Source organism: Actinomycetota bacterium, from assembly GCA_035765775.1.
GTDB lineage: Bacteria > Actinomycetota > CADDZG01 > JAHWKV01 > JAOPZY01 > DASTWV01.
The window spans coordinates 72730-86798 of sequence record DASTWV010000032.1 but is presented as its reverse complement, the minus strand read 5'-3'; the positions used below and the strand labels follow the sequence as shown (position 1 = coordinate 86798).

At 70.7% G+C, this 14069-nt stretch carries 14 protein-coding genes; 6 read left to right on the top strand and 8 right to left on the bottom strand.

Annotated elements, in window-relative coordinates:
• The 4 genes from VFW71_06985 to coxB are packed head-to-tail and all read right to left on the bottom strand — an operon-like array spanning position 1 to position 3955.
• Positions 1-414 carry a hypothetical protein gene (locus VFW71_06985; protein HEU5002505.1) on the bottom strand — a complete coding sequence of 138 codons (414 nt, stop codon included), beginning with the start codon at positions 412-414 and terminating at the stop codon, positions 1-3.
• A gap of 24 nt (positions 415-438) precedes the next feature.
• Positions 439-1098 carry a heme-copper oxidase subunit III gene (locus VFW71_06980; GenBank protein HEU5002504.1) on the bottom strand — a complete coding sequence of 220 codons (660 nt, stop codon included), beginning with the start codon at positions 1096-1098 and terminating at the stop codon, positions 439-441.
• 3 nt (positions 1099-1101) lie between these two features.
• Positions 1102-3006, bottom strand: coding sequence for a cytochrome c oxidase subunit I (gene ctaD, locus VFW71_06975; protein ID HEU5002503.1), 1905 nt, complete (start codon positions 3004-3006; stop codon positions 1102-1104).
• A gap of 13 nt (positions 3007-3019) precedes the next feature.
• Entirely contained in the window at positions 3020-3955 is a 936-nt protein-coding gene (gene coxB / locus VFW71_06970; GenBank protein ID HEU5002502.1) for a cytochrome c oxidase subunit II, read from the bottom strand.
• A gap of 527 nt (positions 3956-4482) precedes the next feature.
• On the opposite strand from coxB, the gene VFW71_06965 reads away from it, so the two are divergent.
• The 4 genes from VFW71_06965 (at position 4483) to VFW71_06950 (ending at position 6757) form a co-directional block, all read left to right on the top strand.
• Positions 4483-4710, top strand: a complete 228-nt coding sequence (locus VFW71_06965; protein HEU5002501.1) for a hypothetical protein — start codon at positions 4483-4485, stop codon at positions 4708-4710.
• Positions 4711-4731: 21 nt separating this feature from the next.
• Complete coding sequence (locus VFW71_06960) at positions 4732-5403, top strand: hypothetical protein (GenBank protein HEU5002500.1); 672 nt, start codon at positions 4732-4734, stop codon at positions 5401-5403.
• A gap of 134 nt (positions 5404-5537) precedes the next feature.
• The gene (locus VFW71_06955; GenBank protein HEU5002499.1) at positions 5538-5921 is read left to right on the top strand and encodes a VOC family protein; all 384 of its coding nucleotides are present in this window, start codon (positions 5538-5540) and stop codon (positions 5919-5921) included.
• A gap of 65 nt (positions 5922-5986) precedes the next feature.
• Positions 5987-6757: a DUF1206 domain-containing protein gene (locus VFW71_06950; protein HEU5002498.1), complete on the top strand. Its 771-nt coding sequence runs from the start codon at positions 5987-5989 to the stop codon at positions 6755-6757.
• A 38-nt stretch (positions 6758-6795) separates the two neighbouring features.
• Here VFW71_06950 and VFW71_06945 read toward each other — a convergent pair whose 3' ends face one another.
• Both VFW71_06945 and VFW71_06940 read right to left on the bottom strand, forming a co-directional pair.
• Entirely contained in the window at positions 6796-7575 is a 780-nt protein-coding gene (locus VFW71_06945; GenBank protein HEU5002497.1) for a DUF6424 family protein, read from the bottom strand.
• 161 nt (positions 7576-7736) lie between these two features.
• Entirely contained in the window at positions 7737-8372 is a 636-nt protein-coding gene (locus tag VFW71_06940) for an EndoU domain-containing protein (protein ID HEU5002496.1), read from the bottom strand.
• Between the two features lie 247 nt (positions 8373-8619).
• On the opposite strand from VFW71_06940, the gene VFW71_06935 reads away from it, so the two are divergent.
• Positions 8620-11268: a thiamine pyrophosphate-dependent enzyme gene (locus VFW71_06935; protein ID HEU5002495.1), complete on the top strand. Its 2649-nt coding sequence runs from the start codon at positions 8620-8622 to the stop codon at positions 11266-11268.
• A gap of 237 nt (positions 11269-11505) precedes the next feature.
• Here VFW71_06935 and VFW71_06930 read toward each other — a convergent pair whose 3' ends face one another.
• Positions 11506-12102 carry a carboxymuconolactone decarboxylase family protein gene (locus VFW71_06930; GenBank protein ID HEU5002494.1) on the bottom strand — a complete coding sequence of 199 codons (597 nt, stop codon included), beginning with the start codon at positions 12100-12102 and terminating at the stop codon, positions 11506-11508.
• A 97-nt stretch (positions 12103-12199) separates the two neighbouring features.
• Between VFW71_06930 and VFW71_06925 the strand changes: the two genes are divergently transcribed.
• Positions 12200-13075: a sigma-70 family RNA polymerase sigma factor gene (locus tag VFW71_06925; protein HEU5002493.1), complete on the top strand. Its 876-nt coding sequence runs from the start codon at positions 12200-12202 to the stop codon at positions 13073-13075.
• 100 nt (positions 13076-13175) lie between these two features.
• On the opposite strand, the gene VFW71_06920 is transcribed toward VFW71_06925, so the two are convergent.
• Positions 13176-14060, bottom strand: a complete 885-nt coding sequence (locus VFW71_06920; GenBank protein HEU5002492.1) for a hypothetical protein — start codon at positions 14058-14060, stop codon at positions 13176-13178.
• Between the last annotated feature and the right edge of the window lie 9 nt (positions 14061-14069).

Here is a 14069-nt window from a genome sequence, read left to right as displayed (position 1 = left end):
TCACATTGAGGGGGCGCACGGCGGGTCGAGGATGGCGATGGGCAGGAAGCTGGCCAGGATGATGATGAGGAACAGCACGGCGACCATGACCCCGGCCAGCGCCATCCACCGGGCGCGCTGGCCCGTGGTGTGGTCCTCGGCGCGGAAGCGCCGGTAGGCGGCCAGGGACAGGGCACCCGTGAGGAGGCACACCAGGACGGCGACCCCGGTCACCGCGGCGCTGGCGATCTTGACGCCGCCATCCATCCCGAGGAAGCGGATGGCGGAGGGGCTGCAGCCCAGGCTGTCGGCCAGGTTGTAGTTCAGCAGGAACTCAGCGGCCCACGCCCCGGGCGGGGCGAGCACCGCGATCCACTGGGCGACGAGCGAGCGCCTGGGCTCGTTGAGCACCTGGGTGTCGAGGGTCTGGCTCATAGGGACTGGCTCATAGGGACTGGCTCACAGGCGGGGGGAGAGGTAGACGGTGCACAGGATCAGCGCCCACACGGCGTCGACGAAGTGCCAGTACATGGCGAAGTTGCGCACCATCAGGTGGCGGTGCCGGTCGAAGGCGCCCTGCCACGCCCGGATCTGGACGAAGACGCTGATCGCCAGCCCGACGAGGACGTGGAACCCGTGGAAGCCGGTCAGGGTGAAGAACAGCGAACCGTAGGCGTTGGTGCGGGGTGTGAACAGGTCCAGGGTCTTGGGGTACTCGACGATGAGCTGGAGGCCGAGGAACGTGGCTCCCAGCAGGAACCCGCCCAGAAGGCCCAGGCGTAGGCCGCGCTGGCTGCCCCGCCGGATGGCATGGTCCGCCAGGTGGACCGGGATGCTGGAGGACCACAGGATGGCGGTCATGATGAGGGGCAGGGTGAGCTCGGGCGGGGCGATGCCCGCCGGGGGCCAGTGGTGCGGCCCGGCCCGGAAGCGCAGGTAGAAGTAGCTGGCGATCAGCGAGGAGAACAGCAGGGCCTCGGTGGTGATCAGGCCCAACATCCCCCAGAACCCGAAGGAGTCCGGCCCGCTGGCGTAGCCGGGCAGCAACTCGCCCGGGGCACCGGTGGGTACGAGGGGGTCGACCTCGGGGACATCGCTGGTGGCGTGCGTGATGGCCATGGATCAGGTCTCCTGGGTCTGGTGCCGGGGCCAGAACCAGTCGATCATCCCGCCGGCGAACACTGTCGCCCCCACCCCGGCCAGCAGCCAGGCGCCGAAGACCACGCCCCAGAAGCCCACCAGCAGCCCCAGGCTGGCGATGACCGGAGCGAGGGTGGCGTGGGGCATGAAGACCACGGCGCGCGGGGTGCCGTCCAGCAGGGAGGTGGACAGGGTGAGGTGGCCCCCCAGCAGCGGCCGGCCCCCGGCCTCGGGGGGCTGGGCGCCGTCCCGGAGGTTGGGTTGGTCCCAGGTCGGCTCGAGGCTGGCGACGGTGGGGATGGTCTCGAAGTTGTACTCCGGTGGGGGCGAGGTCGTGGCCCACTCCAGCGTGTCGCCGCCCCAGGGGTCGTTGCCGGCCGGCGCCCCGTGCCACCGGCTCCAGACCCAGTTCCAGAACGTCAGGGCAATTCCCAGGCCCAGCAGGAAGGCCCCGATGGTGGAGATGAGGTTCGGGCCGGTCCAGCCCAGCCCGGCCTGGTAGGTGTACGTGCGCCGGGGCTGGCCGAGGATGCCCATGACGTGCATCGGGAAGAAGCACACATTGAAGCCGGCGAACATCGTCCAGAAGCTCCACTTGCCGAGACCCTCGCCCATCATCCGGCCGGTCATCTTGGGGAGCCAGTAGTAGAGGGCGCCGAACAGCGGGAAGAGCAGGCCCCCCACCATCACGTAGTGGAAGTGGGCGATGACGAAATAGGAGTCGTGCACCTGCTGGTCGAAGGGCACGGCAGCAAACATCACGCCCGACAGGCCGCCGATCACGAAGACCAGCAAGAAGCCCAGCACGAACAGCATCGGCGTCTTCAGGCGCGGTCGTCCGGCGATCAGCGTGGCGATCCAGGCGAAGATCTGCACCCCGCTGGGGATGGCGATGAAGAAGCTGGAGAGCGCCACGAAGGAGATCGCCACCTGGGGCAGGCCGGTGGTGAACATGTGGTGGGTCCACACGCCGAAGCCGATGAGGGCGGTGGCCATCTCGGCGATGACGATCCAGATGTAGCCCACCATGCGCCGGCCGGTGAACGTGGGAATCAGGGCGGAGACCATCCCGAGCGCCGGCAGGATGATGATGTACACCTCGGGGTGGCCGAAGATCCAGAACAGGTGCTGCCACAGCAACGGATCACCGCCGTGACCGGCGTCGAAGAAATGGAAGCCGAATTTTCGCTCCAGCTCCAGGAGCACGCAGGCCACGGTCAGGGTCGGCAGGGCGAAGACGATGGAGAACGACATCGCCAGCTCGCCCCAGACGAAGATCGGAATGCGGTTGATCGACATCCCGGGGGCGCGCATCTTCAGGATGGTCACGATGAAGTTGATGGCCCCGGCGGTGGTGGAGATCGCCACGAAGATGAGGCCCAGCGCGTAGAAGTCGATGTTGATCCCGGGGGCGAAACGGGGCCCGGAGAGGGGTACGTAGTTGAACCAGCCGGCGTCGGGCACGTGGCCGGTCAGGAACGCCGAGTACAGGAAGATTCCCGAGGCCAGGAACACCCAATACCCGAAGGCGTTCAGCCGGGGGAAAGCCATGTCCCGGGCTCCGATCATCAGCGGGACCAGGTAGTTGCCGAAGCCCGAGAGCACTGGGGTGGCGAACAGGAACATCATTGTCACCCCGTGCATGGTGAAGAGCTGGTTGTAGACCTCGGGGCTGATGAGATGCAGGTTGGGCTGGGCCAGCTGCGCCCGCATGATCAGCGACTCGACCCCTCCGGCCACCAGGAAGACCATGGCGGTCACCAGGTACTTCATGCCGATGCGCTTGTGGTCCACCGTGCTCAGCCACGACCCCAGGCCCTGGGGCTCGCCCCACATCTCCTCGAGGGAGGGCGAGGAGGACGAGGTGGCGTCGTGGACCGTGGCCATTGCTGTTGCCTCGCTAGTTGAGGGTTTGCAGGTAGGCCACGAGGGCCTGGACCTGGTCGGGGGTGAGGTCGGTGGGCGGCATGTCGGCGCCCGGCTTGGCGTGCTGCGGGTCGGTGATCCAGGCGGCGAGATTCCCCGCGGTGTTGTCGAGCACCCCGGCTCCGATCGTCTGGCGGGAGGCAATGTGGGTCAGGTCGGGGCCGATCCTTGCCGCCGCCGAGGTCCCCCGGATGGCGTGGCACCCGGCACAGGTCTGGGTGGTGAAGATCTGCTCGCCCGCGGTCGCCAGCGCCCCGGTGGGCGGGGGGGCGGGCTGCGCCTGACCGGCCAGCCAGGTGGCGAAGGTGTCCGGGGGGTCCGCCACCACGTAGAAGATCATGTGGGCGTGCTGCAGGCCGCAGAACTGGGCGCACTGGCCGCGGTAGCGCCCGGGCTGGCCGGTCTCGAGCCAGGTTTCGTTGGTGCGGCCGGGGATCATGTCGGTCTTGGTCTGCAGCTGCGGCACCCAGAAGCTGTGGATGACATCGGCAGTCAGCAGGCGCACCCGGACGACCTCGCCGGTGGGGATGTGGATCTCGTTGGCGGTGATGGCCCCACCCGGGTAGCGGGCCTCCCACCACCAGTCGTGCCCGGTCACCGTGATGGTCATCGCCGCGTGGTGGCCGGGCGAGGAGAGGACGTTCATCTCGTGCAAGGTCAGGCCGAAGGTGCCGGCCAGGATGATCGCCGGCACGACGACGCCGGAGAAGAGGATGAACGACCCTCCCCAGGCAGGTTCGTCCTCCGGGTGCTTCCCGGCGGCTTCGTCAGCCGGGACGGGCCGGTGGCGGCGGGCGAGCGCCACCATCATGAGCCCCAGGACAATGGCGAAGACGGCGGCGGAGATCCCGAAGAGGATCCACCAGAAGCGCTCGATATCCAGCGCCCCGAGGCCGTCGGCGCGGAGCATTGACGGCGAGTTCGCCTCGCTGGCGCACGCCGTTCCCAACACCGCGACGGCGACTAGAGGGCCGACGTGGGCCAGCGAGTCCAGGGGGCGGTGCAGTGGCCGGCGGCGGTTCCTCCGTAAGAAACCGTCAACCACGATGCTGGCGAGGTACCCGCTTCCCGAGTCCCTAAACGGGTCAATTCGGGACGGGCCAAGTCGGGCAGGACCACCCCGAACCCGGGGAGGGTGAGCTTGAGGAGTGAGCTTGAGGAGGACCTCCCCGGCCGCGGCACAGGGCCTCGAGCTGGGCGAGGCGGGCCCGCAGAGCCTCTGGCCGCCGCCCGCGTTGATCTCGGCGGCGACCGCGATCGTCCCCCGGCGGTCACGCCGTGGCACGTCGGCGCTGGTCCCCGGCCGTGTCCAGGCGAGCCGGCATCTCCTCCATGCGGGAGAGCTGCGTGATTTCTGCGGTCAGTGGGTAGGGCTACTACAGGGCCCCAAATGGGCCTCACTTGGGGGCGGGAAGTCGGAAAGAAAGGAGCAGTCTCATGTCCTGGAAACTGTCATTCCTAGGCATTCTTGCCATCGTAGGGGGGTTGCTGGCGGTGTTCCGCCCGTGGGGCAAGAAGGCCGCCGCCGGTCTCGTCAACGACGAAGGCGTCGGGCCGGCCCACGTCGCGGGCGTCCCCCGGGGCGAGGAGCAGATCCTGAAGCACGGGAGTGACGAGCCCTCCAGCGTTGCCGGGCGGATTGCCGGCAGCGTGCAGCCGGTGTAAGGCTCGAGGAAGGAGGCACCAATGGCAACCGAGGCACATGGATCCCGGCACGAGTACAACCTGCTGGCCACGTTCGCTGACATGGCGGCCGCCCGGCGCGCGGCCGGGGCGCTCCGCCTGCGCGGTCTTGATCCGAATAGCTACAGCATCGAGACCCTCCGGGAGCGTCCGGGGGTGGATGAGGCCCGGATGCGGGACGAGCTTGAGGGGGCGGCCGTGGGCGGTCCTCTGGTGGCTACCGGCCCGATGACCAAGGGGGCGGGCGTCGGCGCCGTCGCCGGCGTCGTCGTCGGAGCGATCGTAGGACTCATCGTGGGCGCGCTGCTGTTCCTGGGCAGCGGCCACTCCGGCTCGGCGGTGGGCCTGTGGGCCACGGTCATCATCTGCGCTGCTGCCCTGGGCGTCGCCGGGGCCATGGTCGGTGGATTCGTCGGCCCGCGGCGTCGGGCGTCGGCGGCACCTCCCCAGTGGGCGCCCGAGTCGGACGTCGCCCCGGCCGTGGTGCTCGCCGTGCACGTGGACGACATGGCGGCGATGACTGCCTCCGAAGAGGTACTGAAGGAGGCCGAGCCGCTCCGTCTCGACCGCCTCAGCTGGGCCGGTGAGGTCCTGGGGACCCAGTCACTGGGGTTGGATGCCCCGCCGGTGGAGCCGGGAAGCGGACGGGTGCTCGGCGAGGGCGAGGAAACCTGAGGCACCTGGGCCGCGCGCCCTTCCCCGCATCACCTCGTGAGCTCGCGGCTCGTCGCGGGCTCGCGGCGCGTCCGATGAGTTTTGCCGGCTGCCCCGGTCATACCCGGTGACCGTACCGACCGAGGAGGGCAGCGATGAGCGAGACCATGACCGGCATCACCCGCGTCGGCAATGTCGGCGTGCCTACCGCCGACCAGGGCCGGGCCCTGGCGTACTACGAAGGGACGCTGGGATTCGAGAAGATCCGGGACATGCCCTTCGGCGGCGGCCTGCGATGGATCGAGGTGGCACCCCCGGGCAGCGCCACCACCATCGCCATCCTGCCCACGCCCCCCGGCGCCCCGGTCGGGGTGGACACCGCGATCCGGCTGTTCACGCCGGACGCCGGAGCCACCCACGCCCAGCTGAAGGCGGCGGGGGCCGACCTGGACGACGTCATGAACTTCGGCGCCGGCGTGCCGCCGATGTTCACCTTCCGGGACTCGGAGGGCAACACGCTGTACATCGTGCAGGGCTGAGCGCCTGCTCGGGGAGCCCCGCCTCCTCGCCGGCCGTAGCCGCCGGAAGGTAGGGTCCCCCCGCCGTGCCCCCCAGCGACCGGGTCCTGAAGAACCTGGCCCGGTTCGGCCTCGCCAGCCGGGGGCTCGTCTACCTCCTCCTCGCCCTGGTCGCGGTGAAGATCGCCGCAGGCCAGACCGGGACGGCAGCCGACCAGCGGGGCGTCTTCGAGGCCATCGCCCGCCAGCCGCTCGGCCGGGTTCTGTTGCTGGCGGTGGCCGCAGGCTACGGCTGCCTGGCGGTCTGGGAGGGCTTCAACGCCACCCGGGAGATGCGCGGGCGCGTGCGGCGGGTGGCTGCGGGGGCGAAATGCATCATCTACCTCGTCCTGTCAGGGTCGGCGCTCGCCGTGGTGGCATCGTTCCACCTCCGATCGGAGAACAAGGAGGTCGTCGACGTCACCGGCAGGGTGATGCTCCATCCCGGCGGCAGGCTCCTCGTCGGGGCGGTGGGGCTGGGGCTCATCGTCGGCGGCATCCTCCTCGCCCGGCAGGGCGTGGTGCGCGCCTACGGCGGGGAGATTGACCTCGCCAGCGCCTCGCCCGGGTGGCGGCGGGCGGTTGACTGGGCGGGGGTGGTCGGCATGGCGGCCCGGGGCCTGGTCGCCGGGGCGCTCGGCTACTTCGTCCTCGACTCGGCGGTGACCTTCGACCCCGGCCACGCCAAGGGGATCGACGGCGCCCTGCGCACGCTGGTGCACCAGCCCTACGGACCGTTGTGGTTGTTCGGCGTCGCCGTGGGCCTGGCGGCCTTCGGCACCTTCTCGCTGCTGGAGATTCGCTTCGTGAAGCCGTAGCGCTGGGCCCGAGCGTCGCGCTGCGGCCCCCCGGCGGTTCAGGTCTGGTTGACGAAGGCGGCCTTGGCGATGGGGTGATCGGCCGGCAGGATCAGGCGCCGGTCCGCAGTCTGGGCCTTGGCGAGCTCGCCCGCCAGGGGGTGCTTCTCCGATGTGTGGACCACCTGGACCTCGGACTGCCCGGATCCGGGCGGCCCGACCGGCACCACGGCGGCATGGGCGCCGGTGGCTGGGTCCATGACCAAGAGCTGGAAACTGTCCACCTTGAAGTGCTGGATGTCGGTGATGGGCTTGGGGTCGTTGTGCTCGCCGATCGTCCCGCTCTTGGCGAAGCCGATGTGGAAGTGCTGGTTGAGCGGCACGCAGGAGTTGAAGATCGAGTCGGTCCATTTCGCGACGCCCGTGGCGTCGGTGATCGGGGTGTGCAGGAGGCCGGTGCCCGGGTAGCCGAGGGCGCTCAGCTGCTTCTCAGACTCGGGGAAGCCAGCGTAGATGCGTTCGGCATTTTGGCGGAGCACCTCGATCTTGGCGGGGTCGGCGCAGAACTGGCTGGACCACTCGATGCCCGCCTCGTTGAGGACCAGCAACCACCCTTTGCCGTCGTGCAGCCACAGCGAGCCGCCGTGGTGCATCTGGTAGTCACCCGGACCCTGGAAGAGGTCGGGCAGCGTGGTGATGATCTTGTGGGCGGCTGCCTTGGCGTGCAGGAACTCCGGGGAGTCGGTGCGCTCGGGATGGCCGTCGACGTTGACGGTGGCGACCTCGCCCACCTTCATCGAGTGGACCTGGGAGACGTCGGTGCTGCTCGTGGCTGCCATGCTCACCTCCGTGGCCGATGCGGGCTGCGGACCGGCCGACCCGCCCCGGCCGTCGCCGGCCGTCCTCCCGAGGTCAGATCAGCCACATCGCCCCGAGCCTGCCATCTTGCGCCTGCCCCGTCCAGCGCGATCGTGTAGGGACCCGTCGTGTGCTACTCGTCTCAGTCCTTGTCCGGGAAGAAGCTGGCATCGTTGAAGAGCAGCTTGATCCCTTCCCTGGTCTCAAAATGCCGCCCGCTCGGATTGGCGCCGTCGATGGCCGCCTTGATGCGATCGGCGTCCCAGGTATCCGGGAAGAAACTGGAGCCCTTCGGTTTCGCAATCTGCCCGTCGATCGACCGGACCCCGGAGTGGTAGCAGCCGAGGTCGTCGGTGGCCCCCTGCGTTCCGGGGGTCTTCTCGACCAGGGGCCGGTCACCATTCACTGAATGGAATCCCTTCGGAGCCCCTCCCTCGCGGATCTCGCCGTTCATGATGTGGTCCATGACATCGGAGGTGGCCCGCTCCTGCCTGGGCGGGATCACCGGCTTCTTCTTGCCTTCATCCTTCCGTGCCCGCAGCACGGCCTGGACCAGCCGCACATTGGCGTTGAAGTCTCCGGGTGGCGCCCCGTACACCGATCCCGCCAGGACGCGCCTGGCGTACACCTGCGGGTGCTCCTTGGGCCCGGGCTCCTCCTGACCCTCGAGCCAGTCCGCCGCCGCCTCTTGCGATCCGAATTTCTGTCGCTGCACCCGGAGGCTCCCGAGGAGCGTCCCGGTGGCACGGTTGCCCGCCGCCCGTTGCAGCTGGAGCACCCGTGGCTCCGGTGCTCCCCAGGAGGCCCGGGCCCCGCGGGCGCCGTGGGTCCCGCGCGATGGGATCGGCCCTGACAACACTCGCTGACGCATCTCGGCGCCATCTTGCTGCTGGCGGCTGTGCCCTTCAAGGCGCGATCGGGCGACCTTCGGGGCAGCGGCGGTCGCCCGTTCGGGCAAGTGGCTGGCGGCCCGCCGTAACGCGAGGATCTCGGCCTGAGACTGGTGCCAGGAGGAGAGATCGACCGTGACCGACGACGCCGCTGACCGCGCTGACCGCGCTGACCGCGCTGACCGCGGGCCCGTCATCCGCCTGGAGAAGGACGGGCCGCTCATCGTCGAGGGTCTGAAGGAGTTCCGCAACTCCCGGGGGGAGGCGATCCGGGTGCGTACGAGCATGCGCCTGTGCCGCTGCGGCAACTCATCGACCAAGCCGTACTGCGATTCCACCCACAAGCGGGTGGGGTGGACCGACGGCAAGGGCGACGACCGGGTCCCCGACCACCTGGACACCTACGCCGGCCCCGAGGTCACCATCGTGGACAACCGGGGGCTCTGCTCGCACGCCGGGTTCTGCACCCGGGGGCTGCCGGCGGTGTGGCGCACCGGTGCGGAGCCGTGGATCGATCCCGCCGCAGCCCCGGGGAGCGAGATCGTCGACACCGTGCGCCGCTGCCCGTCCGGGGCGCTGAACGTTGTGCCCGCGCCCGGCGGGAGCCTCGCCCCCGGCCCCGGTCCCGGCGGGCCGCGCATCGAGATCACCCACAACGGCCCGTACCGGATCAGAGGCGGCGTGACCCTCGAGGGCGTCGTCTTCGGGGAGGGCGCCAGCCGGGAGCATTTCACCCTGTGCCGGTGCGGCCACTCCCGCAACAAGCCGTTCTGCGACGGGAGCCACTGGTACGCCGGTTTCCGGGACGACGAGGGGGCCACGATCGCGGCGGCTGCCCGGGCGGCCGGCGACATGACCGAGGAATGGCTACCGGTGGCGCAGGCCGGCGATGTGCCTGACGGCGCGGTGCGGGCGGTGTCGGTGGGCGAGGTCCCGGTGGCCCTGGTGCACACCGGGGGTGCCTGGTACGCCCTCGAGGGGCGCTGCCCGCACCAGGGGGGGCCGCTGGGCGAGGGCCTGCTGTGCGCCGGGGCGCTGCGGTGCCCGTGGCACGGCTACGACTTCGCCCCCGCCACCGGGGCAGGGGTGGGCAACGAGCTGCGCGCCGTGACCCTGCAGGTCCGGGAGCGGGACGGGGTGGTGGAGGTGCTGGCCCCCAAGCCGAAGCACCCGGCGTGGACGGTGAGCCACGTGGTGGTCGAGACGCTCGTCAACTGGGGGATCGACACTGTCTTCGGCATGGTGGGCCACTCCAACCTCGGCCTGGCCGAGGCCCTCCGGGTGCAGGCGGAGCGGGGGCGGCTCCGCTACATCGGGATCCGCCACGAGGGGGCGGCGGCCTTTGCCTGTGCCGGCTATGCCAAGGTGACCGGCCGGCCGGCGGCCTGCCTCTCGATCGCCGGGCCCGGGGCCACCAACCTGCTGACCGGCCTGTGGGACGCCAAGCTCGACCGGGCGCCCGTCGTCGCCCTCACCGGGCAGGTGCAGACCCAGGTCATGGGACCAGGGACGTTCCAGGAGGTCGACCTCGCCTCGGCCTTCGCCGCCGTCGCCCGCTTCAGCCACACGGTGCTGCCCGGCAGCCGGCACGCCGAGCTGGCGTCCCTGGCGATGAAGACCGCGGTGGTGGAGCGCGATGTCGCCCACCTGATCTTCCCCGACGAGGTGCAGACCCTCGATGCCGGCTCCGAGGGCCCCGGTACCCCCGAGGGGCGCCTCGGGCCGACCGACGTCGCCCCCTCGCCCGGCGCCGTGGCCAGCGCCCTGTCCCGCATCCGCCGGGCCCGCCGCCCGGTGGTCATCGTGGGCTACGGCGCCCGGGGGGCCATGGGCGAGGTGGTGGCGCTGGCCGAGGCGCTCGGCGCCCCGGTGATCACCACCTTCAAGGCGAAGGGCCAGATCTCCGACTCCCACCCCCTGGGGGCCGGGGTGCTCGGCCGCAGCGGCACGCCGGTGGCGAGCTGGTTCATGAACGAGTCGGACCTGCTCATCGTGTTCGGGGCGTCGTTCTCGGACCACACCGGCATCACCACCAGCCGGCCGATCATCCAGGTGGACTTCGACCGGATGGCCCTGGCGAAGTTCCATCCCGTGGACGAGGCGGTCTGGGGTGACATCGCCACCACGGCGGCGGTGCTCCGCCGGGGGCTGCCTACCGGGGGCCGCTGGGAGGACCGGCGCGCCGAACTGGCCCAGCGCTGGGCGGCATGGCGGGCTGAGAAGGCGGCCCGGGCCGCGAAAGACAACGGAGCCGGGGTCAACTCAGCTGCCCTGTTCGCCGTCCTGTCCGAGGTCCTCCCCGAAGACGCCATCGTCTGCGTCGACGTCGGCAACAACACGTACTCGTTCGGCCGGTATTTCGAGTGCCGGCGCCAGTCGGTGGTCATGTCCGGCTACCTGGGCTCGATCGGCTTCGGCTTCCCGGCGGCGATGGGGGCGTGGGCGGCCCGCACCGGGCGGCCGGTGGTCTCCGTGAGCGGTGACGGGGGCTTCGGCCAGTACCTGGCCGAGGTGACCACCGCCGTGGAGCACGGCATGGACATCACCCACGTGCTGCTGAACAACAACGAGCTGGGCAAGATCTCGAAGGAGCAGCGCGACGGGGAATGGAAGGTCTGGCAGACCGCCTTGCACAACCCGAATTTCGCCGACTACGCCCGGCTCTGCGGTGCCTACGGGCGCCGGGTCGAACGGGCCGAGGACCTCGCCGCCGTGCTGGCGGAGGCCCTGGCGACCCCGGGGCCGGCCCTGGTGGAGGTCATGACCGACCCGCTCCTGACGTAGCTCGTGGCAGGCCGGGGTGAGGCCGGCACGGGTGTCCGTGGCCCGCCATACCCGGTGGACGTGGCCGCAGCCCCTCACTGGTAGAAATCGGACGCCGCATGCTCTGTCCTCGGATACCTGGCGGAGTGAGACATCCAGTGGCTGTACCACGCCGCCAACTATGACCCGGGACCAGCCCACCCCGGCGGAGGTGCCCGTAGCACCCTTGGTCTTCGGCTCGATCGTCCTGCGGCTCGGCTATCCGCCGGCGCCCACCGGCACTGCGCACACCAAGCCCTCGCTGAAGCCCGCAGCCCCGATCCCCAGGGCGAGGTTGAACCGGCCCCGGTAGTTCTCCAGGGCGATCAGGTGGGTCAGCTCCACGATCTGCGCCTCGCTGAAGTGCTGGCACAGGGCGGCGAAGAGCTCGTCGGGCACCTGCACCGGCGTCCGGCTCATGCCCGCGGCGTAGTCCAGGACCAGCTTGTCGACGGCGCTGAACACGTCGCTGGTCGGGTGCACGGGGAGGGCGACCATTTCCTCATCGGTGAGACCCCAACGGCGGGCGATCGCCGACCCGATGTCGATGCAGTACTCGCACTGGGTCAGGGTGGCCGCCTTGAGTGTGGCCAAGGCGTGGGTCCGCCGGTCGGTGCCTCCCAGCTTGGTCGTGGCCTGCTCCAGGCGCCCGTAGGCCCGCAGCAGCCGGGGGAGCACGGCGAACATTTCCAGCGGCTCAAGCCCCCGCTCCGGGGACCGCCCGGCCAGGGCCCGCATCCCCCGACGCATGAAGCGGTACAGCACCTTCATCACCACGCCTGCATTGCCCTCGGTCACTCCCGTCAACCTCGCCATGGGATCCTCCTCGTATGTCTCGGGCCCGCGTCACGCCGGGCCGTTGCGGCGTGTCCTACTTCTGACAAGGGGACACGCCGGATGCGGAGGATGTGACATGGCCGACACCGACTGGCTCACGGAGGCCTTCGAGGCCAACCGGGGCAGGCTCCGGGGGGTTGCCTACCGGATGCTGGGTTCCGCCTCCGAGGCGGACGACGCCGTCCAGGAGGCCTGGCTCCGAGTGAACGCCGCCGGGGCCGACGGCGTCGAGAACCTGGGAGCATGGCTGATGACCATCACCGCGCGGGTGTGTCTGAACATGCTGCGCTCCCAGCGGTCCCGGCGCGAGGAGTTCTTCGAGTCGGCCCCGGAGGCGGCTGCTGGTTTGGCGGGCGAGGCCGACCCTGAGTCCGAGGCGATCCTGGCCGACTCCGTCGGGGCGGCGCTGCAGGTGGTGCTCGACACCCTGGCGCCGCCCGAGCGCCTCGCCTTCGTGCTGCACGACCTGTTCGCCATGCCCTTCGACGAGATCGCCCCGATCCTGGGCCGCTCGGCGACAGCCGCCCGGCAGATGGCGAGCCGGGCGCGGCGGCGGGTGCAGGGGGCCGAGATGGATGCTGGCCGGCCCCGCCACCCGCACCGGGCCATCGTTGACGCCTTTCTGACGGCCGCCCGGGGCGGCGATGTCACCGAGTTGCTGGGCCTGCTGGACCCCGATGTCGTGCTCACCGCCGACGCCGGATCGAGCGGGTTTGGGGAGCCGAGGGTGGTGCGAGGCGCCGAGGCTGTCGTCCGGGGCGCCACCCAGTTCCCGGCCCGCGCCCGGTGGGCACGGGCAGCCCTGGTCAACGGCAAGCCCGGGATGGTGCTCGACCCGGGCGGGAAGCTGCTGGGCGCCCTCACCATGGAGATCAAGGGAGGACGGATCACGGCCGTGGACATCATCGGCGACGTCGATCGGCTGGTGGCCCTGACGGTTGCCGCCTTATGAGCCGGTGGGGAGCGATCTCCGGCGCGAGGTGGGGGACAGAACCCCGGTGACTATACGGTTGTTGTCCCCCACCTCCGGCCGCGAGCCTCTTGCCGAGCGCTCAGGCGGTCCCGAACGTGGCGGTCAGCGCCGTGCGCACCGGCTCGGCCAGGGCGGCCGCCTGGATCCCGGGCAGCCGGGTGAGCTCCTTGACCAGGTTCGGGAACTGGGCGGCCAGCGGCTTGTCGCCTACGGGCTGGATCACCTGGCTCGGGTCGAGTTGGAGCACGGCCACGTGCACCGAGGGCAGGTCGGCGGCGGCGATGGCCTGCTTCGGCACCCGGACCGTGAACTCGTAGTCGGTCGTCTCGACGAAGAAGTGCTCCCGGAACTGCTCGGGGGCACCCTCGCTGGCAAACGACCGGCGCACGCCCGGATCGGGGATCGAGCCGACCCGGATCGCCCGGTCCCCGACGGTGACCTCGTAGGCGAGCCCGCCGTGCAGGGGTGAGGGGTCCGCCAGCGGGCCCGGCACTTCGGCGACGTGGGACACGCTGACCTGCGACCCGCTCACGCTGATGAGCATGCGGACATAGGACTCGCCGGGCGCGGCTGCCCGGGCGACGGGGCGGGCGGCCTGGTCGCCCCGGGCACCGCCCCCTGCGGCGGCGTCGGGGGCGGCGCCGGTGGGCACCGCCGCCATGAGCGTGCCGGTGGTGGGAAGCTGGAGGCTCCCCATCGCATTCTTCAGCGGCACGAGGCGCAGGGCCGGGTTGCCGACCGCGGCGACCGTCGCCGCGCTGAGATCGGCGCCCCGGGCGGCCATCGCGGGCAGGCCGCTGTTCTCGACGATCGGTGCGGAGCCTTCCTTCTGGACCATCGTGCTGACGGTGGAGGCCACCCGGGTGGCGATGGACGCCACCGAGGGCCCGAGAGCGGCCCTGGTTGCCGCCGCGCTCACTTCGGGCTTGCTGCGAGATGGTTGATCGGTCGGTTGATCGCTCATGGCTTCTCC

Coding starts and splice junctions, on each gene's coding strand:
- VFW71_06985 (HEU5002505.1), bottom strand. CDS start 414: ATGAGCCAGACCCTCGACACCCAGGTGCTCAACGAGCCCAGGCGCTCG.
- VFW71_06980 (HEU5002504.1), bottom strand. CDS start 1,098: ATGGCCATCACGCACGCCACCAGCGATGTCCCCGAGGTCGACCCCCTC.
- ctaD (HEU5002503.1), bottom strand. CDS start 3,006: ATGGCCACGGTCCACGACGCCACCTCGTCCTCCTCGCCCTCCCTCGAG.
- coxB (HEU5002502.1), bottom strand. CDS start 3,955: ATGCTCCGCGCCGACGGCCTCGGGGCGCTGGATATCGAGCGCTTCTGG.
- VFW71_06965 (HEU5002501.1), top strand. CDS start 4,483: ATGTCCTGGAAACTGTCATTCCTAGGCATTCTTGCCATCGTAGGGGGG.
- VFW71_06960 (HEU5002500.1), top strand. CDS start 4,732: ATGGCAACCGAGGCACATGGATCCCGGCACGAGTACAACCTGCTGGCC.
- VFW71_06955 (HEU5002499.1), top strand. CDS start 5,538: ATGAGCGAGACCATGACCGGCATCACCCGCGTCGGCAATGTCGGCGTG.
- VFW71_06945 (HEU5002497.1), bottom strand. CDS start 7,575: ATGGCAGCCACGAGCAGCACCGACGTCTCCCAGGTCCACTCGATGAAG.
- VFW71_06930 (HEU5002494.1), bottom strand. CDS start 12,102: ATGGCGAGGTTGACGGGAGTGACCGAGGGCAATGCAGGCGTGGTGATG.
- VFW71_06925 (HEU5002493.1), top strand. CDS start 12,200: ATGGCCGACACCGACTGGCTCACGGAGGCCTTCGAGGCCAACCGGGGC.
- VFW71_06920 (HEU5002492.1), bottom strand. CDS start 14,060: ATGAGCGATCAACCGACCGATCAACCATCTCGCAGCAAGCCCGAAGTG.